The following is a 24,514-nucleotide window of genomic DNA, read 5'->3' on the forward strand; positions in this document are numbered from 1 at the left end:
GATCAGGCCTGCGGGGATCCTGCCCCAGCCGGCGAGGTGCCGCTCGCCGTGGAGGACCCGCCGGGCTCGGAACCCGGGACGCCGGTCGAGGGCGTCGTGGCCGGGCCGCTCGGCGGCGTCCGGGTCGTGGTCGGGGCCGTCGTCGGCGACCCGGTGGGCGTCCCCGCGGTCAGCGACCCGACCGCGGTGGTCGGCGCCGGCGTCCCCTCGGCCGGGCCGCTCGGCGTCGTCGTCGCGGCCGCCGTGGCGGAGGACGGGGTCGGCGACGCGGTCGCCTCCGGTGCCGGGGCGGAGGTCCCGCCGGTCGTGCCGGTCGGCTGCGCGACGGGCTGCTCCACCTGGCCGGGGACGGCGGCGCCGGACACCGGCGACCAGTCGCCCCGGTCGGTGTCGCCGTCCCACCACCCGTTGTCGGCCGCCGGCGCGACGGCGTAGGTGACGACGACGTCGTCGCCGGGCCCCAGGACGACGCCGGTGGGCGAGACGGCGGTGACGACGCCCGGCACGGTGCGGTCGGTGACCTGCTCGCGGCGCTCGACGGTGAGCCCGAGCGCCGACAGCTGGGTGGCGACGTCCTCGACCGGCCGGCCGACGAAGTCGTCCTCCTGGACCAGCACGCCCTGCTCGTCCTCCTGCGTCTGCGCGGCGGCGACGGTCGGCGGGGTGCGGTCGGTCAGCGCGGAGAACACCGCCGCGGCCAGCCCCGCGCCGAGCAGGAGGGCCAGCAGCGGCACCAGGACGGCGGCCGCCCGGCGGCGAGGCCGCGACGGCGGGCTGCGGCGCGGCCGGACGGCCGGGGCGCCCGGCGGCGGAGGCGCGACCTCGGTGGCCGGACCCGCGTCACCCGCGAGCGGCCCGGACACGGCCGGCCCGGAGACCACCGGGACGGGAGGCGGCGGGTCCGGCAGCCGGCCGGCCCGGGCGTCCTCGACCGCGGCGGCGAAGGCGGCGCCGTCGGGCATCCGCGCCGCCGGGTCCTTCGACAGGGCACGGCCGATGAGGGTGCGGACCCCGCCGGGCAGGTCGTCGGGCAGCGGCTCGGGGTGCGACCGCAGCTGCTTGAGCGCGATGGTGACCGCGTTGTCGCCGTCGAAGGCGGGGTGCCCGGTGAGGCACTCGTAGCCGACCAGGCCGAGGGCGTAGACGTCGCTGGCGGGGGTGGCCAGGTGCCCCTCGGCCTGCTCGGGCGAGAGGTACTGCGGCGTGCCGATGACCTGGCCGGTGCGGGTCAGCGGCACGCTGCCGGCCGACCAGGCGATGCCGAAGTCGGTGATCTTCACGCTGCCGTCGGGCCGGACCAGGATGTTGCCGGGCTTGACGTCGCGGTGGACCAGCCCCGCCCGGTGGGCCTCGGCGAGGGCGGCGGCGGTCTGGCCGAGGACCGACAGCGTGGTGGCGGTGTCCAGCCGGCCCTCCTGGCGCAGCAGCGACGACAGCGGCTGCCCCTCGACCAGCTCCATGACGAGGTAGGCCAGCTGCTCGCCGGTGTCGCCGGCCTCGGTCTCGCCGTAGTCGTAGACCGCGGCGATGTTGGGGTGGCTCAGCGCCGCCGCGTGCTGGGCCTCGGCGCGGAAGCGGGCCAGGAACGTCGGGTCGCCGGTGTACTCGCTGCGCAGCACCTTGACCGCGACCGGGCGGTGCAGCAACAGGTCGGTCGCCCGCCACACCTGACCCATGCCACCGGCGGCGATGAGCGCGACGAGCTCGTAGCGGTCACCGACCATCCGGCGACCCGGTTCCACCACGGGAGCTCTCCCATCCCTGTCGGCCCTGCTGCCGACGCCGTCCACCCGGGGACGTCGCACCCTCCGCCGGAGTGCCCGCACCCTCCGGGACCACACATGTTCCCAGCAGCACCACCCGTCCGGGGAGTCTCCTGCGTCACGGCTGCGCATCGACACGGCGACGCGCCGACGACACCCCGGTCACCGGCTGGAACCGGCCCCGGTGCAGGGGCCCGCCCCGAGCGTGCGAGGGGTGGGGGGCAGCGGGGTCCTTCGTCAGCCGCTGAGGAGCGCCCGTCCCCACCAGTCGGCGGGGTCGCGCACGCCCGGCGGGCAGGCGAAGACCGCCGAGGAGGTGTGCCGGACGTACTCGTTGAGCGCGTCCCTCCGCAGGTTGCGCTGCACCTGCACGAACCCGGTCCCGGGGTCGCGCTGGAAGGCGATGAAGAACAGCCCGGCGTCGAGCCGGCCGAGGCCGTCGGAGCCGTCGACGAAGCTGTAGCCGCGCCGCAGGATCGCCGTCCCCGCGTTGGTCGGGTGGGCGAGGAAGACGTGGCTGGTCTCCGGGATCGCGAACTCGCCGTCGACCCGCGTCGTGAAGTCGACCGGGTCGAACTCCGCGCGCTGGCCGAGCGGCGCGCCGGTGCCCTTGGTGCGGCCGATGGTGCGCTGCTGCTCGTCGAGCGAGGAGCTGTCCCACGGCTCGATCAGCATCCGGATCCGCCGGGTGACCAGGTAGGAGCCGCCGCGCAGCCAGTCCGCGTCGTCGTCCCCGACCCACACGAACCGGTCGAGCGTGCTGCCGTTCTCGGCCTTGAGGTTGGCGGTGCCGTCCTTGAACCCGAACAGGTTGCGCGGGGTGGCCTGGCCGTTGCTGGTCGACGACGTCCGGCCGAAGCCCAGCTGCGACCAGCGCACGCTGACCACGCCGGCACCGATGCGCACCAGGTTGCGGACGGCGTGGACGGCGACCTGCGGGTCGTTGGCGCAGGCCTGGATGCACAGGTCGCCGCCGCTGATCGCGGGGTCGATCTGGTCACCGGGGAAGGACGGCAGCTCGACCAGCGGCGCGGGCCGGCGGACGGCGAGGCCGAAGCGGTCGCGGCCGTCGGCGGTGGTGAACAGCGTGGGCCCGAAGCCGACGGTGAGGGTCAGCCCGGACGGCGGCAGGCCGATCGCCTCGCCGGTGTCGTCCGGGGGCGCGTACCGGTCGCCGTCGACGGCGCCGACCTCGCCGGCGTCCTGCCCGGCGGTCATCCGGCGGGCGGCGGCGGTCCAGTCCTGCAGCAGCGCGACGAGGTCCTCGCGGCTGTCGGTGGTGACGTCGAGGGCGACGAAGTGCAGCCGGTCCTGGGCGGGCGTGACGATCCCGGCCTGGTGCTCGCCGTGGAAGGGCACCGCGTCGGTCGGCGCCGCCCCGGACGCGTGGGCACCGCCCGCCGGGCCGTCGGCGGTCGCCCGTCCGACGACCCCGCCGGCCGTGCCCGCGGCGAGGACGCCGGCGGTACCGGCGCCGAGGGCCCCGAACAGGCGGCGGCGGGACAGGCCCGGCCGCTGTGGCGCGGCCGGCTGGTCGGCGGTGGGCTCCGTCATGGCTTCCTCGGCAGGGCGGTCGTCCGGCCCCTCTGCAGGGGCCCGGCGCGAGCGTGCGAGCGGTGGGGGGCAGGGGGGTCCTTCACTCGTGCGCGACGGCCGCCGCGACCTGGCTGACCGACTCCGACAGCGCGGTGACGCTGTCGGAGAGGCCGCGCAGCTGGTCCTCGGTGAGCTGGTCGTGCAGCGTCCAGCCGCCCTCGGTGCGGTACTGCCCGAGCTCGGCCTCGGTGGCGGCGAACCGCTCGTCGATCTCGGCGACCAGGTCGGGGTCGGTCTCCTCGAGGTGGGGGCGCAGCGCCTGGACGGCGGCCTCGGAGCCCTCGAGGTTGGCGGCGAAGTCCCACAGGTCGGTGTGCGAGTAGCGGTCCTCCTCGCCGGTGATCTTGCCGGTGGCGATCTCGTCGAGGAGGGCCTTGGCGCCGTTGGCCAGCTGCAGCGGGTCCAGCGTCGTGTCGTCGGCGAGCTCGACGATCTGCTGCACGTCCGTGAGCAGCTGGTCGGCGTAGGGGGTCATCCCCTCGGTCGTGCCGCCGACCCACAGCGCCTGCTCGATGCGGTGGAAGCCGGTGAGGTCCTCGCCCTCGGCCTGGTCGCCCTCGCGGCCGTCGATGAGCGGGTCGAGGTCGCCGAAGACCTCGGCCACCGGCTCGATCCGCTCCCAGTAGGTGCGCGCGACCGGGTACAGCGCCTTGGCGCCCTCGACGTCGCCCGCCTCGACCGCGTCGACGAAGGCGGTGGTCTGCTCGAGCAGCGCGCCGGTCTGGCTCTGCACGTAGCGCTGGTACTCCGCACTCGCCCGGGCGAGGGTCTCGTCCTCCGACAGCGACCGGGCCTCGCCGGTGACGGTGAGGTCGCCGCGGATGCCGTCGCCGTCCATGCCCGGCTTGCAGGCGGTCTGGTAGCTGCCGGCGGGCAGCTCGACGAGCAGCTCGCGGGTCAGGCCAGGGGCGATGTTCTCCACCTCGCCCATCACCCGGTCGCCCTCGGCGTAGACGTAGAACTCGGTCACCTGGTCGCCGGAGTTGGTCACCGCGAAGCTGTGCGTCCCGGCCGGCAGCTCGCTGCTGGCGACGTCGCAGGCGTCGTCGGTGGCGGCGACGGCGACGGTGTCGGCCGACTCCCCGCCGCCGGACGCGGCGCCGGAGCCGGCGTCGGCCGACGAGCAGGCGGCGGTGGTCAGCGCGGCCAGCAGGCCGGCGGTGAGCAGGGGGAGGCGGCGGTCACGCACGGACATGCTGGGGGGTCTCCGACGGCGAGGGGGCGGGGGTCCGGGCCGGGGCGGCGCCGGAGGGCTTCGGGGCGGCCGGCGTGCGGGCCGGCCAGAGGAAGGTGACGAGGATGCTGACCACCGGGGTGGCCTCGAGGCCCTCGCGGAGGCCGATGAGGTAGCTGGCGGCGAACGCCTGGCCCACGGCCGACCCCCTGTCGTCGACGGAACCCCGTCGTCCGACTGAGGCAAGGCACACCTTACTGAGGAGTCCTCCGTCGGCCCTTCGCCCCCGGCCGGGAGGACTCGGCGCCGGTCCGGGCGCGTGGCAGGGTGGCGGCATGTCCGAGACGACGGTGACCCCGACCACGGTGACCCGGGAGGACGCCGGCGGCGTCGCGACGGTGACCCTCCAGCGGCCGGGGCTCGGCCGCGCGATGCGCCGGGAGCTGCTCGCGGTGGTGCAGGGCATCGCCGCCGACGAGTCGGTGCGCGCGGTCCTCCTGACCGGCGCCGGCCGGGCGTTCTGCGTCGGCCAGGACCTCGGCGAGCACGTCGAGGCGCTGCGCGGCGACGCGGCCACCTCGCTGTCGGTGGTCGAGGAGGAGTACAACCCGCTGGTGCTGGCGCTGGCCGCGCTGCGGGTGCCCGTCGTCGTCGGGATCAACGGGGCGTGCGCCGGGGCGGGGCTCGGCATCGCCATGGCCGGCGACCTGCGGGTCGCCGCGGCCGGCGCCAAGTTCACCACCGCGTTCACCGGCATCGGCCTGTCCAGCGACTCGGGGCTGGCCTCCCGGCTGGTGCACAGCGTGGGCCTGGGCCGGGCCACCGAGCTGCTGCTCCTGCCCGACCCGTTCCCCGCGGAGAGCGCGCTGCAGTGGGGCCTGGTGCACCGGGTCGTCGCGCCCGAGCAGGTGGCCGGTGAGGCGCGGGCGCTCGCCGAGCGGCTGGCCGGCGGGCCGACGGCGGCCTACCGCGCGGTGAAGACGGTGCTGGCCGGCGCGGCCACCGACCGGCTGGAGGACACGCTGGCGCTCGAGGCGCGGCTGCAGACCCAGCTGGGGCGGACCGCCGACCACGCCGAGGCGGTCGAGGCCTTCCTCGCCAAGCGCCAGCCGCGCTTCACCGGGCACTGAGTCGGTGACGCAGGCGGGGACGCCGCGGGACGGCGGCGTGCCGCCCGGCGCCGGGGAGCAGCCGCTGCCCGCCCGGCCGCTGGCGGGCGGGCGGGCCGGCCGGCGGCCGCCGCCCCGGCCGGCGACGACGAGTGCCGTGGCGCTGCCGCTGACCCCGCCGGAGGCGCGGCGCCCCGGCGCCGTGCGGCTGGCGGCGGTGCTGTGGTGGGCCGGCTGCCTGGCGGCGACCGTCGGGCTCGTCGCGATGCTGCTGGACCGGGCGGCGCTCGACGCGCGGCTGACGGCCACCGCCACCGCCGAGGACCCCACGGCCTCCGCCGCGCTGGTCGCCGACGGGGTGCGCACCCTGGTCGCCGGCATCGCGGGCGCGGTGGGGCTGCTCGTCCTGGTCTCGCTGGTCTGGGTGGCGCTGGTGCTGCGGCGCCGGTCGTGGGCGCGGTGGGCGCTGCTGGTGACCCTGCTACCGCTGCTGCTGGCCCTCGACGTCGCGCAGAGCGTGGCGGCCGGGGACGCCGACCTCGACCGGGTCGCCCTCGTCGCCGCGGCCGGCCTGTTCGTCGTCGCCGTCGTCCCGCTGTTCCTGCGCTCGGCCCGGGCCTGGTCCCGGGCCCGCTGACCACCCGTCCAGGGCGGCGAGCAACGCCTCGCACGAGCGGACGACGACGTCGGCGGCGTCGGCCGCCGCGCGGTCGGCCAGCGGGTCGGCCGCGGCCGCGCGCCAGCGCCCCAGCGCGGCCACCGCCGCCGTCCGCAGCGCCGCCGGGGGCGTGTCCGCCGGCAGGCCGAGCCGGGCGGCCGGGCCGGTGCCCTCGCCGCCGAGCAGCCGCCGTCCCTCCGCCTCCGCCCCGGCGGGCAGCGGCGAGCCCGGTCCCCGGGAGCGGGTCAGCAGCTCGAGCTCGTCGAGCTCGGGGAGGGCCAGCCGGATGCGCTCGAGCTCCGCGCCGAGCGCGGCCGAGCGGGGTCCCGGGTGCGTGGTCAGCACCGTGTCGAGCAGCCGCAGCGCGGCCCCGGCGCGCACCAGCGCCCCGCGCTCGGTGACCTGGACCCGGACCAGCCGCTGCAGCTCCACCAGCCCGCTGCGGCGCAGCAGCTCCTCGGCGAGCGCGGCGGCGTCGGGGACGCCGGCCCGCACCAGCGTGACCGACAGCCGGGTCCCGTAGAGGCCCAGCCGGTCGAGCAGGCCCGCGCGGACCTCCCGCGGCGGCGCCCCGGGCACCTCGGCGCGGACGAACCGGTCGGCGGTGAGCAGCATCCCGGCGACCTGGGCGGGGTCGGCGCCGGCCAGCGCGCGCAGCGCGGTGAAGTCGCCCTGCCGCAGGGTGCGGCCGGCCAGCGCCAGCAACCCGGTCACCGGCACCACCGGGGAGCCGACCGCCTGCAGCGCCGGGTCGCCGGACAGCCGCCGGGCCACCGACGCGGCCGCCTCCAGGGCGTCGAGCCGCCCGGCCCCGACCTCGTCGGCCCGGGACAGCACGGTGATGGTGGCGGCCCGCCCGCCGGTGGCCTCCTGGAAGGCCGAGAGGACGGCGAGGTCGGCCGGCTGGGGCTGCCGGGTGAGGAAGACGACGGCGTCGGCGCCGGACAGGCCCTCGTCGGCGGCGAGGAAGGCGTGGGTGCGCGCGCTGGTGTCGGCCGACAGCGAGGCGGTGCCGGGGGTGTCGACCACGGTGGCGGGGAGCAGGTCGGCCGAGGGCCAGTCCACCTCGAGCGAGGCGACCTCCTCCGGCGGGGTGCCGCCGAGGTCGAGCTGCAGCCCGCCCCCGGCCCGGCGCACCGGCAGGTGACGGGACCCCCCGTCGGTGCCGTGCAGCACGACCCGTGGGGTCGCCCCGTGCCGGTAGAGGGTCACCACCCGGGTGCACTCGCCGGCGTCGGTGGGCGCGATCCGGGCGCCCACCAGCGCGTTGAGCAGCGTCGACTTGCCCGACTTGACCCGGCCGACCAGCGCCAGCCGCAGCGGCTCGTCCAGCCGCCGCCGCGCCTCGGCCAGCCGCGCGGCGACGTCGGGCTCGTCGCGGTGCGCCTCGACGGCGTCGTCGAGGAGGACGCGCAGCGCGGCCGTCGCCGGGGGGTCGTCCGGGCGACCGTGCCTCACGGGACTGGCACCGGCGCGCCGCCGAGGCGGGCGACGTCGGCGGCCAGCCGGTCGAGCTCCTCGCGCCGCCGGCGCAGCACGCGGGCGCGGGCGTCGCGGTCGGCGGCGGCGACCTGCGCGGAGCGCTGCGCGGCCGCGACGGCGTCGGCCAGGGACCGGGACACCTCGTCGGCGGTGTCGGTGATCAGGTCGCGCAGCGTCCGCTGCACCGTCCGCAGCCGGTCCTTGAGGTGCTTGCCGACCTGGAAGACCACCTCGTCGAGGTGCCGCCGCACCACCGTGCGGGCCTCGCTGCGCCGCTTCTGCAGGCGCTGCTTCTGGTCGTCGGTGTAGGCCTTGCGACCCATGAGCACACCGGCGGCCAGCGAGATCGGGTTGATGATCGCCAGGCCGGCGAGGCTGGTGACCAGGCCGGTCATGAGCACGCCGGTGTAGGAGCCGCGCAGCCCGACCAGCGTCCGCTCCCGCAGGGTCATGGCGCCGTCGTCGACCGCGGGGACGTCGACGAGGTCCGCCAGGGCGTCGTCCGGGTCCCCCACCGACAGCGCCGGCACGGTGCCCCCGCCGTCGCGCTCGAACTGCTCGACCACCTGCTCGGCCAGCCACTGCGACCGCTGCTCGGCCCACACGAAGCTGTCGGCCACGGCCGCGGCGACGCGCTCGTCGAGCCAGGCGGAGATCTCCGGCCAGGCCGACCCAGGGTCGCGGGCGGCGATGACCTCCTCGGCCTCCCGGACCACCACCCGCGACCGGTCGCGCAGGTCGTGGTCGATGTCGGCCAGGAGGTCGGTGACGCCGTCGGCGAGCACCTGCTGCCAGCGCGAGGAGCGGCGCCGCTGGTCGTCGGCGGCCGCCTTGGCCGCCTCCAGCCCGCGCAGCAGCTCCTCGCGGCCGGCGGGGTCCTCGAGGACGGCGAGCTCGCTGCGCACCGCCAGGGCGAGCTGCCCGGTGACGCTGGCGAGGTCGTGCACCAGCGACCGGCGGGCCAGCGTCTCCGCCCGGTCGACGACCTCGCGGCGCAGGTGGTCGACCAGCGCGGCGATCCCCGACTCGGTGTGCAGCGAGCGGTCCCGGTGCTGCACCGCCAGCAGGGCCAGCGCCGAGGACACCGCGAACAGCGGCGCGTCGAGACCGCGGTCGGCCAGGTGGCGGCGGTCGATCTCCTCGACGGTCCGCCAGTCGGTGCAGACGTCGGTCTTGGTGAGCACGCAGACGACGGTGGGGCAGAGGGCGGCCGCCTGGTCGAGCAGCGCCATCTCCGGCGCGGTGAACTCCTGGCTGGCGTCGGAGACGAAGACGACGGCGTCGGCCGTGGGCAGCAGGTCGAGGGTGGCCAGGGAGTGGGCGATCCCGATGCCCCCGACGCCGGCGGTGTCCACGAGCTCCAGGCCGCCCTCGAGCAGCCGGCGGGGGAGCTCCACCTCGGCGCGCACCAGCCCGCGGGCGGCCTCGCCGGTGACCGCCGCCGCGACCGTCTCCACCGGCACCGTCTCGGGCTCGGCGCCGTCGGCGCGCACGAGGGTCGCGCGGGGCTCGGCGCCGGCCCGGACCACGGTGGGGACGACGGTGGCGACGTCGTCGGCGACCGGGCACACCGGCACGCCGACCAGGGCGTTGACCAGGGAGCTCTTGCCCTGCTTGGGCTCGCCGACCACCAGCACCCGCACGCCGGGGGTGCGCGAGCGCTCCGCGGCCAGCGTGAGCCGGCGGTGCAGCTCCGAGCGCTCGCAGGCCTCCGCCAGCACGAGCGCCCGGTCGACGAGCTGTTCGGGTGTGACCACGCCCACCTCCAGGACCTCCCCCCGTCCTACCACCCGGGTGGACGGCGCCCGGCCCCGGCGTCCGCGGGGGACACCGGGGCCGGGGCCGGCCGGGTGGGTCAGTGCACGGCGGTCACGTCGGTGGACAGGTCGTTGTGGTTGAGGGAGTCGTCCACGTCGACCAGGTCGTCGTCGGACAGGTCGTTGTCGTCGAAGGAGTCGTCCACGTCGACCCCGTCGTCGTCGGACAGGTCGTTGCCGTTGAGCGAGTCGTCGACGTCGAGCCCGTCGTTGTCCTGGGACAGGTCGTTGCCGTTGAGCGACCCGTTGAGCGAGTCGTCCACGCCGTCGTTGTCCTGCGACAGGTCGTTGCCGTTGAACGAGTCGTCGACGTCGAGCCCGTCGTTGTCCTGGGACAGGTCGTTGCCGTTGAACGAGTCGTTCACGGAGTTGTCGACCGAGTTGTCGGTGGTCGAGTTGTCGACGGAGTTGTCGGAGTTGTCCACCGAGTTGTCGGAGTTGTCCGACAGGTCGTTGCCGTTGAACGAGTCCTGGACGTCGACGTCGACCCCGTCGTCGTCGGAGAGGTCGTTGCCGTTGAACGAGTCGGTCACCGAGTTGTCGGTGGTCGAGTTGTCCTGGCCGGAGTTGTCCTGGTTGCCGTTGAAGGAGCCGTTGAACGAGTCGTCGACGCCGTCGTTGTCCTGGTTGTAGGAGTCGGTGACCGTCGTGGAGTTGTCGGTGGTGTTGCCGTTGCCGACGACGTTGCCGTCGCCCTGCTGCACGTTGCCGGAGTTGACGACCTCGACGTCCACGTCGACGGAGTTGTCCTCGCTGTTGTCGACGACCACGCCCTTGACGTCGTCGCCGGCCGCGACGCCGTCCCCGCCCACGACCACGTTGTCGTCGCCGAAGATGGCCTGCGCGTCGCCGCTGACCCAGATGCTGTGCGAGGCGTCGATCTCGACGTCGATGTCGGTGTAGCTGTAGTTGATCGTCTGCAGGTGGGTGATCACCACCGGCTCCGCGGGCGCCGGCGCGTGGCCGCCACCGCCACCACCGCCGCCGCCGTGGCCACCGCCGTACCCGCCACCGGAGTGGTCGTCGTCGTCGTCGCAGTCGTGCTCGCCGGCCGGCGGGGCGGGGGTGTGGCTCACGCCCTCGTCGTCGTCGCAGGCGTCCTTGCCGCCGTGCCAGCCGCCGTGGCCACCGCCGTGCCCGCCACCGGAGGAGTCCTCGTCGCGCCCGCCGTGCCAGCCGCCGTGCCCGCCACCGGCGTAGTCGTCGTCGCGGTCGTAGCCACCGTGCCCGCCACCGTGCCCGCCGTCGTGGCCACCGTGCCCGCCGTCGTGGCCACCGTGCCCGCCCTGGGCGCCGTGCCCGCCCTGGGCGCCGCCGGCCCAGCTGACCGGTGCGTAGCTGGCCACCATCGGCACGAGGTCGTCGACCTCGGCCGGGGTGGCGTCGAGGCCGGCGGCGGCCAGCGTGCCCTGGGGGTCCTCGGCGTAGGCCGCGGCGGCCTCGGGGTCGCGCAGCAACCCGAGGATGAAGTCGATCAGCGAGCCGGCGAGCGATGTCATGGCGTCCTCCGTCGTGTGGGCCGCCCGTCATCGGGCGGCCGGCGAGCTGCCTGGCCGCAGTCCAACCGCGGCGGAGGGTCACCGGCATCGGGGGACCGCCCCCTGTCTCGACCACCCGTTTGGGGGGTGCCGCTGACTCCCCGTTAGGGGATAGCGGGGTGTCGCCCCCTTCTCGGCGCGGAACCGGCTCCGGTGCCCGCCGGGGCCGAGACAGGCGTGACGCGTGGGACATACGGTCCGGACGACTCTCCGGTCCAGCGACGGGCCGGTCGGGGAGACGCCTGGGGGTCTTGTGCGCAACCGCGAGTACGGACTGGGGATCGACGTCGGCGACCACGGGGTCGCCGCCGCGGTCTGCAGGGACGACGCGACGGGACCCGAGCCGCTGCCGCTGCCGCCCGCCGGGGACGGCGCGCTCCGCGGCCTGGTCGCCCGCACCGGCACCTCGACGCCGGTGTACGCCGGGGACCGCCCGGTCGCGGCGGCCGACCTGCTGGCCGCGCAGGTGCAGCGGGTCCGGGACGCCGCGGCCGGCGCCGAGGGGTGTCCCGACGGCTGGACCGTCGTCACCGTGCCGCCGTCCTGGGGCGGGCACCGCCGCTCCGAGCTCGCCCGCGCGCTGCAGCGCGCCGGGGTCCCGCGCTTCAGCCTGCTCTCCGGCGCGGTGGCCGCCGTCGCACACCACGTGGCCGCCGGCCGGCTGCCGGCCCGGTCGACCGTGGCCGTCTACGACCTGGGGGCGAGCACGCTGGACCTCGCGGTGGTCGGCCCCGCCCCCGGCGGCCCCGCGGGCCTCGACCACCTGGTTCCCCCTCCCCCGCCCGCGCCCTGGGGCGGCCGCGACGTCGACGACGCCGTCCTCGCCCTCGTCCGCCAGGGTCTGACCAGCCCGGTCGCCGCACCCGCGGAGCTCCGCGCCGCCTGCGTCGCGGCGAAGGAGGAGCTGTCCTCCTCCACCGCCACCTGCGTCGACACGGCGGACGGACCGGTCCGGCTCACCCGCGAGGAGCTCGACGAGCTGCTGCTGGACCGGGTGCAGGAGTCGGCGGCCGCGGTGGCGGCCGCCGCCGGCGCCGCGGGCCGGGCGGTCACCGACCTCGACGCCGTCGTGCTGGCCGGCGGCGGCGCTCGGGTGCCGCTGGTGGCCGAGGTGCTCTCCGGCGAGCTGGACCGGCCGCTGGTGGTCGGCCCCGACCCGGCGGGAACGGCCGCCCTGGGGGCCGCGGCACTCGCCGCGGAGGCCCTGCGGGCGGCGGACGCGGCAGCAGCGGGGACCGCGGCGGCGCAGGACGCCGCGCCCGTCGGCACGCCCCCGCGCCGGAGACGTCCCCCGGGTCCCCGCTCGGGCCGGCCGCCCGTCGGTCCTCCCCCGCACCTGGCCGGGAGCGCCGGGCGCACCGCCGCGGCCCACCGGCTGCACCGGTACGTCGTCGTGGCGGCCCTGTTCCTGCTGCTGGCGGTCGGGCCGGCGGCGCTGGCCGCGGTCCTGGGGGGCACCGACACCGCGGTCGCGCCCGGCGCCGGGGTCGCCTCGGCCCGGGAGGCGACGGCCGGCACCGGCGCCCCGGCGTCCACGGCCCCCGAGGGGACCGCTGGCGGCACCGGGGACGGCGCACCGGCGGCCGGTGACGGCTCCGGCCCGGCCGGCCGGACGGCCGCCGACCCCGACCGCGGGACGGCCTCCGGGTCCGGGACCCCCGCACCGGGGACGCCCGCGGCGGGCGCTCCCGGGGCCACCCCGCCCGGCAGCGACCCGGCCGGCACCCCGGCGGCCGGGACGACGGCGGCGGGCTCCTCCGCGCCCGGCTCCGCGGCCGCCGGGACCCCCACCGGCACGGCGACGGGCAACCCGTCGACCGCTGCCCCCACGACCGGCAGCCCCACGACCGGCAGCCCCACGACCGGCAGCCCAACGACCGGCAGTTCCACGACCGCGGGGCCGACCACCGGCAGCTCCGCACCCCCGCCCTCCGGCGGCGGCACGGCGCCGCCGACCGCCGCGGCCGGAACGCCGCCCACCGGGTCCTCCGCACCCGGGCCGGCACCGGACCCCACACCCGACCCGACGCCGGACCCCACACCCGACCCGACGCCCACCCCTGAGCCCACGGTCGGGCCGACACCCGACCCCCCGTCGACGGCGGGGCCCGGCCCGGCCACGGAGACCACCGCCGGGGACGCGACGTCCGGCGGCACGGACGGCGGCACCGACGGCGGCACCGACGGCGGCACCGACGGCGGCACGGCACCCGGTGGGACCGCGTCCGGGGACGCCGGCACCCCGGTGGAGGCCCCGTGACCGCCGCACCGTGCGCTCCCGGCACCGCGACCGCCGGTCCGGGGCACGGCCGGGTCCGCGACCTCGCCACCGGCACCGGCCCCCTGCTCGTGCGCGGCGCCGGCGGCACCGGCAAGACCCGCCTGCTCGCCGAGCTGGCGGCCGTCTGGGCACGCGCCGGCGTGCCGGTCCTCGACGGGCGCACCGACGACCTGACCCTCCCCCCGGGGGAGTTCGCCGTCGTCGTCGACGACGCCCACCGGCTGCCCCCGGAGCTGGCCGAGCGGCTCGTCCCGCTGCTGCGGCACCCGCGCGGCCACGTGGTCCTCGCCTTCCGCCCGTGGCCACGCCCGGCGCCCCTCGGGGCGCTCCTGGCCGAGGTGGGCGCCGACCGGCGGTCGGTGCTGCTCGGTCCCGCCGACCGCGCGCAGGTGGCCGAGTGGGCCCGCGAGCGGCTCGGCGCCGCCCCGGCCCCCGAGCTCGTCGACGCCGTCGCCGCCCAGACCGGCGGCCTGCCCGGGCTCGCACACGCCCTGCTGACCGCGCTCGCCGCCCGGGGGCGGGGCCGCGACGCGACCCGGCCCGCCGCGGGACGACCGGTGCCCGAGGAGGTGGCCGCGCGGGTGCGGGCCGAGCTCGACGCCGTCGACGACGACACCCGCGGACTGCTGCACGCCGTCGCCGCCGGCGCCCCGCTCGACGACGACGTGCTCGGCGGGGTCCTCGGCGTCCCCGCCGACGAGGTGGCCGAGCTGCTCGCCGCCGCCCGGGCCACCGGGCTGCTGCAGGCCGGCGGCGCCGTCGTCCCGCTGGTGGCGTCGGTGCTGCTCGGGTCGGTGCCGCCCGACGTCACCCGACGCACCCGGCGCCGCGTGCTGGGCCTGCTCGTCGACCGCGGCGAGGAGCCGGTGGCGCTGGCCCGCCGGCTGGCCGCCGACCGCGTCCGCGACCCGCAGGCGGCCGCGCTGCTCGAGCGGCAGGGCGACGCCGTGCTGGCCACCGACCCGGCCCTGGCCGGCGAGCTGTGGTCCGAGGCGGTCGCCGCCGGCGCCGCCGCACCGGCGCTGGCCACCCGCCGCGCCCAGGCCGCCGCGCTCACCGGGGACCTGGACGGCGCCCTGCAGTGGGCCGACGTCGCGCTGGCCGACCCGGCCGCCGCCGACCGTCCCCGCGCCGCCGCGGTGACGGCGACCGTGCTGGCGCAGCGGGGGCTGCTGGCCCGTGCCGCCGAGCTCTACCTCCTGGCCGGGCGGGAGCGCGCCGGGTCGGCGGCCCTGGCCCTGCTGGCCACCGGCGCGGCCGACGAGGCGGCCACCGTGCTGGAGGGCCCGCGTGCCGGCCTGGGGCTGGCGAGCGTGCTGTCGGTGGGCGAGGATCTCATGGCCCAGGGCGTGGTGCAGTCGCTGCGCACCGGGGCGGAGGCCGCCGACGGCATCACCGCGGCGCTGTCGACGCTCACCCGGTCGGCGGCGCTGCTCGAGCCGGTCGGCCGCACCGCCCTGCTGCCCGACACCCCCGCCGCCCTGGCCGCGCTGGTCGGGCTGCACAGCGGTGAGCTGCCGGTGGCCGAGTCGGTGCTGCAGCGCGCCGTCGCCGCCGACCTCGGCGGGCCCTCGAGCCGGCCGCGCCACCTGCTGCTGCAGGCGTGGATCGCGATGCTGGCCGGGCGGATGACCCGCGCCCGGGAGCTGATGACACAGGCCGGCGCGGTCGCCTGCGGCCCGCTGGAGCCGCGCGACGACGTCTTCCTGCAGGCGATGGAGGTGGGCCTGGCCCGGCGCAGCGGGGACGCCGCCGCCCTCGTCACGGCGTGGGTGCGGGCGCGGGAGGCCGTCGTCCGGCACCCGGTCGACCTGTTCACCCTGCTGCCGCTGGGCGAGCTGGTGGTGGCCGCGGCCCGGCTGCGCGACGGCGAGCGGCTGCGCTCGCAGCTGGCGCAGGCGCAGGACCTGCTCGCCCGCCTCGGCGACCCGCAGCTGTGGGCGGTGCCGCTGCACTGGAGCGGCGCGCAGGCCGCGATCATCACCGACGACCGCGACGGGTTGCGGCCGCACGCGGCGGCACTGGTCGCCGCCGCCCGGACCAGCCCCTACGCGGCCACGCTGGCGCGCGCCGGGCGGACCTGGCTGCAGGTGCTCAGCGACGAGATCGACCCGTCCGCCGTCGTGGCCACCGCCGAGGAGCTCACCGCGGTGGGGCTGGGCTGGGACGGCTCCCGGCTGGCCGGCCAGGCCGCGGCCCGGGCCACCGACCTGCGGGCCCGCGCGGCGCTGCTGGCCTGCGCCCGCTCGGTCGCCGACGGCGCCGGCTGCGAGTCCGCGGCACCGGCGGCCGGCCCGGCGGCGGAGGACCCCGAGGGCGGCCCCGCTCCGGGTGTCCCCGCGCCGCGAGGGCAGCTCAGCGAGCGGGAGCGCGAGGTGGCGCGGCTGGTCGTGGCCGGGCAGACCTACCGGGAGATCGGCGGGCAGCTCTACATCTCCGCCAAGACCGTGGAGCACCACGTCTCGCGGATGCGCCAGCGGCTGGGCGCCGGCACCCGCTCGGACCTGCTGGCGCGGCTGCGCGCCGAGCTGGCCCAGGGGGCCTAGCGGTCGACGCCGGCGAGGGTGGCGCAGGCGCGGCAGACCTCGCGCGACGACGACGGCCACGCCTCGTCGACGGCGACCCGCGCGAGCGTGCCGCACAGCGTCAGCTCGCAGGCGCCGTCGACCTCGCCCGCGGGCCGGTGCAGCTCGACGGCGTGCCACAGGGCGGTCGTGGGGCCGTGCGCCCGGCTGCGGGCGGCGGCGAAGGCGGTGGCGGCGAAGGCGGTGGGGGCCATGCCGGGGAGGTCGGCAGCGCGGCGCCGGAGGGCCAGCCGGGCCGCTCGCGGCTCCCCCGTCCGGGTGAGGCGGCACGCCCGGCGGGCCGGCGGCAGGATGCCCCCATGGAGCTCACGAAGCACGGTCACGCCTGCGTAGTGGTCAGCGACGGCGACCGGCGGCTGGTGATCGACCCCGGGGCGTGGACGGAGCCCGCGGCGCTGGACGGGGCGACGGCGGTGCTGGTGACCCACGAGCACGTCGACCACTTCGCCGGCGACCGGCTGCGCGCGGCGCTGGACGACGACCCGGCGCTGGAGGTGTGGACCAACCCGTCGGTCGCCGGGCAGCTCGAGGGGCTGGGGAGCCGGGTGCACGCGGTCGGCGACGGCGACGCGCTGACGGTCGCGGGCTTCGACGTGACGGTGCACGGGGAGTGGCACGCGGTGGTGCACCCGGAGATCCCCCGCGTGCACAACGTCGGTTTCCTGGTGGAGGGGCGGCTGTTCCACCCGGGCGACGCGTTCACCGTGCCCGGGGCGCCGGTGGCCACGCTGCTGCTGCCGGTGCACGCGCCCTGGTCGAAGGTGCTCGAGGTGATCGACTACGTGCGGGCCGTCGGCGCCGACCAGGCCTACGCGGTCCACGACGGCCTGCTCAACGACACCGGGCTGGGCCTGGTGGGCGGGCTGCTCGGGGAGCGGGGGCCGGGGACCCCCACCCCCTACGCCCGGCTGACGCCGGGGGAGTCGGTGGACCTGTAGCCCGGCCGCTCCCCCGGCGACGGCTCAGCGGACGGCGCGGCGGTTGCGGCCGGCGATGCTCTCGGCGACGCCGATGAGCAGCACCGCCGCGATGACGGCGCAGACGAAGCCGAGGACGTTGAGCTCCCAGATGTCCCCGGTGCCGAAGAACTGCGCGATCAGCCCGCCGATGAGCGAGCCGACCAGGCCGAGGGCGAGCGTGGCGAGGATGCCGAGGTGCTGCTTGCCCGGGACGATGAGACGGGCGAGGGCGCCGATGACGAGCCCGGCGACGAGGAAACCGATCACGGTGGGACCTCCGTGGGGACGCGGCGCCCGGCCGGTCGCCGGGCGCTCCTGCCGCTCCCCTACCCTCGTGCGCCCGGCCGACGCGTGTCCACCCTCACGGGGGACGTCAGCCGGCGGCGACCTGCCCGACGTGCGCCGGCAGCTTGTCGAGCTCGCCGTCGACGGTGTCGCGCACCATGCGCTGCAGGGCCGAGCGGGTGAACCGGTCGGCCAGCCGCACGCGGCGCGGCTCGTGGGTGAGGGTGATGGTGACCCGCGTGGCGCCGGGGCCGGCGTCGGCCAGCTCGATGCGCGTCGTCCAGGTCTCGGGCGTGAGCTCCAGCCGGGTGGTGACCACCCGCTCGGGCTCCCACTCGACGATCTCCCCCCGCGGGGCACCCGAGCGGGGGGTGGCGCCGTCGGCGAGCCGGCCCGGCACGCAGACGAACCGCGCGCCCTTCCCGGCAGCGTCGCCGTCCACCACGTAGGAGACGTCGCACACCGCACAGTAGGGCTCCAGCACGGCCAGCGCCCGCCACACCCTGCTGCGCGGGGCCGCCACCTCCCGGGTCCCGCTCGCCGTGGTCACCCCTCGACGGTAACCGGGCAACCGCCCGCGCCCGGCCGGGACGCGAGGTCGGCCAGCACGCCCCGGGCGACGGCGTAGCGCTCGGGGCCCACCCGCTGCGCCCAGTCCTGCTCCACCGCGGCCAGCCGGTCGCGGGCGGCGTCGTTGACCTCCCGCCCGCGGTCGGTCAGCCGGACCAGCCGCGCCCGCCGGTCACCGGGGTCGGGCACCACCTCGACGTACCCGCCGGCCTCCAGGGGCGCGAGCGCCTGGGCCAGCGCCTGCTTGGTCAGGCCGCTGTCGACGGTCATCCGGCTCAGCCGCTCCCCCTCGGGGGGCAGCAGGGACAGCAGCCGGTAGTGGCGCATCCGCAGCCCCGGGAAGCGCGCCTCACTGAGCGCGTACAGGTCGTCGCGGACCCGGCTCATCGCCGTCTCGAGCAGGGCGGTGACGAGGGGCGGAAACCCGTTGACGGGATCGGACAAGTTGCTTCACCATCACCCTCGTCAGACAAGCGGCTTGACCATTCTCCCACGGAGCCCGCGATGACGACCTCCCCCCGGCGCGCGACGACGGGAGGCGAGCTGCCCGGCGGGGCCGGCGTCGCCGACCTGCTGCCCGGACTGCGCCGCTGGACCGCCGACCCCGGGCTCGAGGTGGACGCGGTCACCTGCCGGCCCCTCCCCCACGACATCAGCGCACCCACGACCCGCGGCCTCACGCGGGTGCGGGTCGAGGGTCGCGACGGGGCGGGGCGGCCGGTGGTGCTGCGCCTGGTGGCCAAGGAGCTGCAGTCGGCCCGGTACGGCCTGCCGCCGCAGGTGCCCGACGACGCGCGGGCGCACCTGGACGCGACCATCCCGTGGCGTCTGGAGGCCGACGTCCTCGCCGCCGGCGTCGCCGAGTGCGCGCCGCCGGGCCTGCGGCCCCCGACCGTGGTCGCGGTGCACGAGCAGCCCGGTGACCGGCTGACGCTGTGGTTCGAGGACGCCGACCCCGTCGACGCCCCGTGGACGGCGGAGGACACCGTGCGCGCCGCCGAGGCGCTCGGCCGGCTGGCCGCCCGCCGCCGGGGACACCCGTGGCCGCCCATGCCGGGCGGGGACTTCCTCACCGTCTACCGCGACGAGCAGCTCGGCAGCTGGGCGGTCCCCTGGCTGCTCGACGACGGCACCTGGACCTCACCGGTCATGCAGGTCCCCGAGGTCGCGGCCCTGCGCGCGGAGGTTTGCGCGCTGACCGCCCGCGTGACCGGCCTGCACGCCCGGCTGGCGCCCCTGCCGGTGCTGCCGAGCCACGGGGACGCGACCCCCATGAACCTGCTGCGCCCCTCGGCCGCGCCGGACACGTTCGTGCTCGTCGACTGGGCGATGGCCGGGCCGGCACCGGCCGGCTTCGACCTCGTGCCGCTGCTCTTCGGCCGGGCCGAGTGCGGGGGCGGGCCGGCCGACGAGGTGCCGGGCCTGCTCGGCCCCGCCGTCGCCGCCTACGTGCGGGGACTGGCCGCCGAGGGGGTGGCCGTCCCCGCCGAGGAGGTGGAGACCGGCGTGCTGCTGGCGGCACTGCTGCGCTACCCCTGCACCGGCATGCCCCTGCACGTGCTGTTCGAGCCGGTCACCGACGAGCTGCTCGGCTACGCCGCCCGGCGCGCCGGCTTCGTCCGGATGGTCCTCGACCTCGAGCCCCGCCTGACCGCGCTCAGCGGCCGGTGACGGAGACCTCGAACTCGACCTGGCTCACGTCGGGGCGCAGCCGCGAGAAGCTGTGCACCAGGGGGCGCCCGTCGCTGTCGCGCACGGTGGTGCGGACGACCAGCAGCGGCGAGCCGGCGGCGACCTGCAGCAGCTCGGCCTCGTCCGGGGCGGCGGTGCCGACGTCGACGACGATCCGCGCGTGGGCGAGGTCGGCGCCGTACTCGCGGCGCAGGAACTCGTAGAGCGAGCCCTCGCTGAAGTCCTCGACGGCGGCCTCGGGGTAGCGGTCGGCGGGCAGGAAGCTGTGCGCCACGTGGTTGGGGGCGCCGTCGACGCTGCGCAGCCGCTCGAGCTCGACGACGTCCTGGGCGACGTCGAGGGCGAGCTCGGCGGCGACCGGCGGCGGCGCGGGGACCACCCGCTGCCGGAGCACCGTGGTGCCCACCTGCGCGCCCTGCTCGGCCATCACCGAGCTCCACCCGGCGATGCGGTGCACGAAGCTCTCGCGGTACTCGTGCCGGATGGCCGGCCGGGTGACGTAGGTGCCGCGGCCCTGCTCGCGCACCAGGTGCCCGTCGGTGACCAGCCCGTCGACGGCGCGGCGCAGCGTGATCCGGCTGACCCCGTACTCGGCGCACAGCACCGGCTCGGGGGGCAGCAGCGCCCCCTCGGGCAGCGCGGCCACCCGGCGCCGCAGGTGCTCCCGGACCGAGAGGTACTTCGGTCCCGCCGTCGCTGCCGTCACGCCCGCCAGCGTAGGCGGGGGAAGACGTCTGCGGACGTCATGTCGTATGAGACGTCTCTCCCGTTCACCCTCGCGGGGCGCGGAGCTCGATCACGGTGACCTCCGGCCGGGCGCCGACCCGCATCTGCGGGCCCCAGTTGCCCGCCCCGGCCGTCACGTAGAGCTGGGTGTCGCCGTGGCGGGACAGCCCCTCGACGGCGGGCTGGTCCAGCCGGATGGCGTAGTCGAAGGGCCACAGCTGACCGCCGTGGGTGTGGCCGGACAGCTGCAGGTCGACCCCGGCGGCCCGGGCCTGCTCCACCTGCACCGGCTGGTGGGCGAGCAGCACGACGGGGGTGGCGTCGTCCCGGCCGTCGAGGGCGGCCTCGACGTCGGCGCCGTGGCCCGGCAGGCCCGAGGACGCCGCCGTGCGGTCGTCGATGCCGGCCAGGTCGAGGCTCGCCCCGCCCCGGCGGATGGCCACCCGCTCGTTGCGCAGCACGTCGATGCCGAGGGTGGGCAGGTGCCGCAACCAGGCCTCGGTGTCGACGAAGTACTCGTGGTTGCCGGTGACGAAGAAGACGCCCTGCGCGCTGACCAGGTCGGCCAACGGCGCCGCCTCCCCGCGCAGCTCGTCGACCTCGCCGTCGACCAGGTCGCCGACGATGGCCACGACGTCGGGCCGCTGGGCGTTGACGGTCTCGACCACCCGCTCGAAGCGCCGGCCGCCGTAGGTCGCCGACAGGTGCCCGTCGGAGAAGGTGACGATGCGCAGCCCGTCCAGCGCCGGGTCCAGCCGCGGCAGGGTGACCGGCACCCGGCGCACGACCGGCGCGGAGTTGGCGAGGTAGGCGCCGGTGCCGGCCGTGCCCAGCGCCACCGCGCCGGCCGTGACGGCGAGGCCGCGGGCGAGGAACAGCCGCCGGGAGGGCAGAAGGACCCCGTCCTCCTCACCGCTCGCAGGCTCGCGGCGAGCCTCTGGACGGGGCCGACCCGGCTCGGCGGCCGCGGCCGGGCCGCCGGCGGGGACGGGGTCCGGGACCGGGTCCGGAGCGGCGGCGGGCGCGCGCCGGCGGTCGCGCAGGCGCAGCAGCAGCCGCACGGGCTCGAGGGCCAGCAGCGCGAGGAACAGGTAGAAGGCGATCCCCAGCCAACTGTAGCCGGCCCAGGCCACGACCGCCTCGGCATCCGACGGCAGCGCGCGCCGCAGCAGCACGGCGCCGGCCGGCAGCAGCGCGAGGACGACGGTGAGCAGCGTCAGCCGCCGGCGCAGCCGCCCGGGCACGGTGGTGCCGCGGACCAGCCGCCACCACAGGTAGGCGTGCAGCAGGAGCATCGCCACGAGGACGACCGTGCCGAAGCCGAGCAGCGCGATCAGGGACAGTTGAAGGACCTCCTCGCCCCCCACCACTCGCAGGCTCGCGGCGGGACCCTGCGAGCAGGCCGCCCGGGAGGGCAGGTCGGACAGCCGACAGGTTACGCGCGGACGGCGGCCTTCACGGCGGCGCGCAGGGTCGGCTCCAGCGCCCAGAACGCGCGGTCGGCCCGCTCGGCGCGGGCCTCCTCGAGGGCGTGCAGCCGGCCGTAGGTGAAGGTGTCCTCCCCCGCGCCGGAGGCCGCGGCGGCCAGCCGGGTGCACCACTGGCGGGTGACCACGGTGTCCTGCGCCTCGCCGAGCACGTCCTGGACCTGCTTCATGCAGGTGACCAGCGCCTCGGCGGGCGCGCCGAGCACCGGTGCGGCGACCTCGGCGGTGTAGCGGACCCGCTTGGCCGCCTTGCGCGCCTCGTGCAGGGCGTGCTCGGCGTCGTCGTCGTGGACCTCCTCCTGGGCCCCGCGGGCGCGCGCCTCGTCGATGCGGGCGGACAGGCGCCGGCCGGTGCGCCGGACCGCGTCTGTGAGCACCGCCCGCGCCGGCTCGCCGGCGGCCGCGGCCAGCGGCGGGTCGGCCAGCAGCGCGTCGAGGGAGTCCAGCAGCGCCAGGTGGCGCTTGTCCGACAGCGCCCGGACGGCCGCCTTGCGCCCCCGCTCGACGTCGGCCACCTCGGTGGAGCGCAGCCGCGCGGACACCGGCCCGCGGACCAGGTCGACCGGCTGGGTGGCCACGACCGCCCGCAGGTGCTCGAGGGCCACCTCGCCGTCACGGGCGCCGGAGAGCGCGGCGCCGATCCACCGCAGCTCGTCACGCACGGGGTCGGTGGCGGTGCGGTCGAGGACGGGCCGGAAGGCGGCGAGGATGCTGCGCAGCCGCCGGCAGGCCACCCGCAGGTCGTGGACGCCCTCGGGGTCGCCGGTGCGCACGCCGATGTCGGCGACCTGCAGCGCCTGGACCTGGGCGCGCAGGGCGCCCAGGACGACGTCGGCCGCGGTCGGGCCGGGGCCGCCGTCGTCCCGCCTCTTCCCCTTCTTCTTCCGGCCCTTGGCGGGCTCCGGCGCCGGGGGTGCGGCGGGGACGGCCGGGGCGGGGGTGAGCGCGGCGAGCCGGCCGGCCAGGACCCGGGACAGCTTGGACGGCGAGTCCGAGGGCCGGATGCCCGCCGCGGCCAGGGCCTCGGTGACGGCGTCGAGCAGCGCCTCGTCGCCGTCGACGAGCTCCACCTCCAGCTCGCGCCAGGTGGTGACCTCGGCCGGGGAGGCCGGGTCGGGCGCCAGCGCGGTCCCGGTGACGGTGTCGGCGGCGACCTGGGCCAGCACGCGGCCCTCGCCGTCGCGCAGGTCGGTCACCAGCCGCGTCGTCTGGAGGGTGGCGACCGGCTCGGGGCGCGCCCCCCGCAGGACGGCGGTGACCGGCTCGGTCACCGCCTTGGGCACGACCGTGCGCCGCACCCCGAGCGGGGCGTGCACCTCCCGCCGCGAGCCCGCGACGGCGGTGGGCAGCTTGAGGTGCCAGCCGGCGTCGGTGCCGCCGGTGCGCCGGCGCAGGGTGATCCGCGCGCGGGCCAGCCGCAGGTCGGGCGTGTCGAAGTAGGTCGCGTCGAGCTCCTGCGTCCCCGCGTCCTCGGTGGTGACCACGCCGCCGACCCCGGTCAGGTCGGGCAGGACGGCGTCCGGCCCGGCCTCGAACTTGCGCTCGACCTCGAGTTGCACGCCGCCCACGTCGTCCTCCTCCACCGGGTCTGCTCCCGTGTCGACCGTAGGCGTGAGCGGGGTGTCGCGGCACGCCGGACCGGGCATGCCCTCGCCGGTGGACCGCCAGAGCAGGCGATCCGGAGGAGGCGAGCACCGTGTTGAGCGAGCGAGACCTGTCCGCGGCGATCGGGAGCACGGCACACGGGCCGGACGGCGAGAAGATCGGGACGGTCGAGAGCTTCTTCGTCGACGACCGCACGGGCGCCCCGACCTGGGTGGCCGTCAGCACGGGGCTGTTCGGCACGCGCCACTCCATCGTCCCGGCGACCGAGGCCACCTTCACCGACGGCGTGCTGCAGGTGCCCGTGAGCAAGGACGCCGTCAAGCACGCCCCGGCCATCGGCGGGGACCACCTGAGCCCGGAGGAGGAGGCCGAGCTGCGCCGGCACTACGGCGTGGGTGCGGGCGTCGGTACGGGCGTCGGCACGGACGGGCCGGCCGCGGCCGGCGGCCCGGTCCCGCCCGTCCCCGGCGCGCAGCCGGACGGCGGGACGTACGCCGCCCCGGGGACCGCGGCCGCCGGCACGGCCGTGACCGACCCCGGCACCCGGCCGGTGCCGCCGCCGGCGACCGACGTCCGCACCGGCACCGAGCAGGCCGCGCCGCCCCCGGCCACCCACCACACCCCGCAGCACGCCTCGCAGCACGGGATGACCGACGGCGCGATGACCCGCAGCGAGGAGCAGCTGCGGGTGGGCACCCAGCAGGTCGCCGCCACCCGCGTCCGGGTGGTCAAGTACGTGGTCACCGAGGAGGTGCAGGTGACCGTCCCGATCCGGCGCGAGGAGATCCGCGTGGAGGAGGTGCCCCTCGACGCCCCCGACCCCGGCCCCGGCGAGTCGCTCGTCCCGGCCGGTGCGGCCGGCGGGGTCCCCGGCGGACCGGCCGGTGGGACGGCGGGCGTGGTCGCCGGCGGCATGCCCGAGGAGATCGTGCTGCACGCCGAGCGCCCGGTGGTGAACGTCGAGGTCGTGCCGGTCGAGCGGGTGCGGCTGCGCACCGAGCTGGTCCCGGGCCAGGAGCGGATCACCGACCAGGTGCAGCGCGAGCAGATCGTCGTCGACCAGACCGGCTCGCCGCGTGCGACCTCGCCCCAGGGCTCCCCGCAGACGGCGCCGCAGCAGGAGTACCCGCCGCAGCAGTACCCGCAGACGTCGCCCCGGGTGTCCTGAGCCGCCGCGCCGGCCGCCG

The 24,514-nt window shown here is 77.6% G+C and carries 20 protein-coding genes; 6 read left to right on the forward strand and 14 right to left on the reverse strand.

Annotation, left to right across the window (positions count from 1 at the left end):
* Positions 1-2: 2 nt before the first annotated feature.
* The 4 genes from CHC04_RS18425 to CHC04_RS18440 all read right to left on the reverse strand — a co-directional run bounded on the left by CHC04_RS18425 (position 3) and on the right by CHC04_RS18440 (position 4,732).
* Entirely contained in the window at positions 3-1,745 is a 1,743-nt protein-coding gene (locus tag CHC04_RS18425; protein WP_089405402.1) for a serine/threonine protein kinase, read from the reverse strand.
* Positions 1,746-2,000: 255 nt separating this feature from the next.
* Entirely contained in the window at positions 2,001-3,317 is a 1,317-nt protein-coding gene (efeB, locus tag CHC04_RS18430) for an iron uptake transporter deferrochelatase/peroxidase subunit (protein WP_089405403.1), read from the reverse strand.
* Positions 3,318-3,399: 82 nt separating this feature from the next.
* A complete protein-coding gene (gene efeO / locus CHC04_RS18435) occupies positions 3,400-4,554 on the reverse strand; it encodes an iron uptake system protein EfeO (protein ID WP_089405404.1) in 1,155 nt (384 codons plus the stop codon).
* The gene (locus CHC04_RS18440; RefSeq protein WP_089405405.1) at positions 4,541-4,732 is read right to left on the reverse strand and encodes a hypothetical protein; all 192 of its coding nucleotides are present in this window, start codon (positions 4,730-4,732) and stop codon (positions 4,541-4,543) included. Before CHC04_RS18440 ends, efeO begins: the two co-directional genes overlap by 14 nt.
* Positions 4,733-4,868: 136 nt before the next feature.
* Between CHC04_RS18440 and CHC04_RS18445 the strand changes: the two genes are divergently transcribed.
* Positions 4,869-5,663: an enoyl-CoA hydratase-related protein gene (locus CHC04_RS18445; RefSeq protein WP_089405406.1), complete on the forward strand. Its 795-nt coding sequence runs from the start codon at positions 4,869-4,871 to the stop codon at positions 5,661-5,663.
* A 460-nt stretch (positions 5,664-6,123) separates the two neighbouring features.
* On the opposite strand, the gene CHC04_RS18450 is transcribed toward CHC04_RS18445, so the two are convergent.
* From CHC04_RS18450 to CHC04_RS24330, 3 genes are all read right to left on the reverse strand, one after another.
* Complete coding sequence (locus CHC04_RS18450) at positions 6,124-7,758, reverse strand: dynamin family protein (RefSeq protein ID WP_089405407.1); 1,635 nt, start codon at positions 7,756-7,758, stop codon at positions 6,124-6,126.
* Positions 7,755-9,539, reverse strand: coding sequence for a dynamin family protein (locus CHC04_RS18455; RefSeq protein WP_089405527.1), 1,785 nt, complete (start codon positions 9,537-9,539; stop codon positions 7,755-7,757). Before CHC04_RS18455 ends, CHC04_RS18450 begins: the two co-directional genes overlap by 4 nt.
* 98 nt (positions 9,540-9,637) lie before the next feature.
* Positions 9,638-11,098: an IniB N-terminal domain-containing protein gene (locus CHC04_RS24330; RefSeq protein ID WP_176450088.1), complete on the reverse strand. Its 1,461-nt coding sequence runs from the start codon at positions 11,096-11,098 to the stop codon at positions 9,638-9,640.
* Between the two features lie 292 nt (positions 11,099-11,390).
* Here CHC04_RS24330 and CHC04_RS18465 point away from each other — a divergent pair, with 292 nt between their 5' ends.
* Entirely contained in the window at positions 11,391-13,397 is a 2,007-nt protein-coding gene (locus CHC04_RS18465; protein ID WP_176450089.1) for an Hsp70 family protein, read from the forward strand.
* Positions 13,394-15,964, forward strand: a complete 2,571-nt coding sequence (locus tag CHC04_RS25070) for a helix-turn-helix transcriptional regulator (RefSeq protein ID WP_089405409.1) — start codon at positions 13,394-13,396, stop codon at positions 15,962-15,964. The genes CHC04_RS18465 and CHC04_RS25070 overlap by 4 nt, the downstream gene beginning before the upstream one ends.
* Here the strand turns inward: CHC04_RS25070 and CHC04_RS18475 are convergent.
* Complete coding sequence (locus tag CHC04_RS18475; protein ID WP_089405410.1) at positions 15,961-16,197, reverse strand: hypothetical protein; 237 nt, start codon at positions 16,195-16,197, stop codon at positions 15,961-15,963. The genes CHC04_RS25070 and CHC04_RS18475 overlap by 4 nt on opposite strands.
* 105 nt (positions 16,198-16,302) lie before the next feature.
* Here CHC04_RS18475 and CHC04_RS18480 point away from each other — a divergent pair, with 105 nt between their 5' ends.
* Positions 16,303-16,941: an MBL fold metallo-hydrolase gene (locus CHC04_RS18480; protein ID WP_089405411.1), complete on the forward strand. Its 639-nt coding sequence runs from the start codon at positions 16,303-16,305 to the stop codon at positions 16,939-16,941.
* A 24-nt stretch (positions 16,942-16,965) separates the two neighbouring features.
* Here CHC04_RS18480 and CHC04_RS18485 read toward each other — a convergent pair whose 3' ends face one another.
* From CHC04_RS18485 to CHC04_RS18495, 3 genes are all read right to left on the reverse strand, one after another.
* Positions 16,966-17,229, reverse strand: a complete 264-nt coding sequence (locus CHC04_RS18485; protein WP_089405412.1) for a GlsB/YeaQ/YmgE family stress response membrane protein — start codon at positions 17,227-17,229, stop codon at positions 16,966-16,968.
* Positions 17,230-17,335: 106 nt separating this feature from the next.
* The gene (locus tag CHC04_RS18490) at positions 17,336-17,797 is read right to left on the reverse strand and encodes an SRPBCC family protein (RefSeq protein WP_089405413.1); all 462 of its coding nucleotides are present in this window, start codon (positions 17,795-17,797) and stop codon (positions 17,336-17,338) included.
* A complete protein-coding gene (locus tag CHC04_RS18495; protein ID WP_089405414.1) occupies positions 17,794-18,261 on the reverse strand; it encodes a MarR family winged helix-turn-helix transcriptional regulator in 468 nt (155 codons plus the stop codon). Before CHC04_RS18495 ends, CHC04_RS18490 begins: the two co-directional genes overlap by 4 nt.
* 60 nt (positions 18,262-18,321) lie before the next feature.
* On the opposite strand from CHC04_RS18495, the gene CHC04_RS18500 reads away from it, so the two are divergent.
* Positions 18,322-19,488 carry a phosphotransferase gene (locus tag CHC04_RS18500; RefSeq protein ID WP_089405415.1) on the forward strand — a complete coding sequence of 389 codons (1,167 nt, stop codon included), beginning with the start codon at positions 18,322-18,324 and terminating at the stop codon, positions 19,486-19,488.
* Here the strand turns inward: CHC04_RS18500 and CHC04_RS18505 are convergent.
* The 3 genes from CHC04_RS18505 to CHC04_RS18515 all read right to left on the reverse strand — a co-directional run bounded on the left by CHC04_RS18505 (position 19,475) and on the right by CHC04_RS18515 (position 23,290).
* Positions 19,475-20,215, reverse strand: coding sequence for a GntR family transcriptional regulator (locus tag CHC04_RS18505; protein WP_089405416.1), 741 nt, complete (start codon positions 20,213-20,215; stop codon positions 19,475-19,477). The genes CHC04_RS18500 and CHC04_RS18505 overlap by 14 nt on opposite strands.
* Before the next feature lie 64 nt (positions 20,216-20,279).
* Positions 20,280-21,602, reverse strand: coding sequence for a metallophosphoesterase (locus CHC04_RS18510; RefSeq protein ID WP_245817440.1), 1,323 nt, complete (start codon positions 21,600-21,602; stop codon positions 20,280-20,282).
* A 68-nt stretch (positions 21,603-21,670) separates the two neighbouring features.
* Positions 21,671-23,290 carry a CYTH and CHAD domain-containing protein gene (locus CHC04_RS18515; RefSeq protein ID WP_245817441.1) on the reverse strand — a complete coding sequence of 540 codons (1,620 nt, stop codon included), beginning with the start codon at positions 23,288-23,290 and terminating at the stop codon, positions 21,671-21,673.
* Positions 23,291-23,418: 128 nt separating this feature from the next.
* Between CHC04_RS18515 and CHC04_RS18520 the strand changes: the two genes are divergently transcribed.
* A complete protein-coding gene (locus tag CHC04_RS18520; protein WP_089405418.1) occupies positions 23,419-24,495 on the forward strand; it encodes a DUF2382 domain-containing protein in 1,077 nt (358 codons plus the stop codon).
* The last annotated feature ends 19 nt before the right edge of the window (positions 24,496-24,514 follow it).

The organism is Geodermatophilus saharensis, from assembly GCF_900188205.1.
Lineage (GTDB): Bacteria > Actinomycetota > Actinomycetes > Mycobacteriales > Geodermatophilaceae > Geodermatophilus > Geodermatophilus saharensis.

What these genes read in the sequence shown, in the direction of transcription:
- CHC04_RS18500 (WP_089405415.1), top strand. Translation starts at nt 18,322, where the DNA reads ATGACGACCTCCCCCCGGCGCGCGACGACGGGAGGCGAGCTGCCCGGC.
- efeB (WP_089405403.1), bottom strand. Translation starts at nt 3,317, where the DNA reads ATGACGGAGCCCACCGCCGACCAGCCGGCCGCGCCACAGCGGCCGGGC.
- CHC04_RS24330 (WP_176450088.1), bottom strand. Translation starts at nt 11,098, where the DNA reads ATGACATCGCTCGCCGGCTCGCTGATCGACTTCATCCTCGGGTTGCTG.
- CHC04_RS18480 (WP_089405411.1), top strand. Translation starts at nt 16,303, where the DNA reads ATGGAGCTCACGAAGCACGGTCACGCCTGCGTAGTGGTCAGCGACGGC.
- CHC04_RS18445 (WP_089405406.1), top strand. Translation starts at nt 4,869, where the DNA reads ATGTCCGAGACGACGGTGACCCCGACCACGGTGACCCGGGAGGACGCC.
- CHC04_RS18475 (WP_089405410.1), bottom strand. Translation starts at nt 16,197, where the DNA reads ATGGCCCCCACCGCCTTCGCCGCCACCGCCTTCGCCGCCGCCCGCAGC.
- efeO (WP_089405404.1), bottom strand. Translation starts at nt 4,554, where the DNA reads ATGTCCGTGCGTGACCGCCGCCTCCCCCTGCTCACCGCCGGCCTGCTG.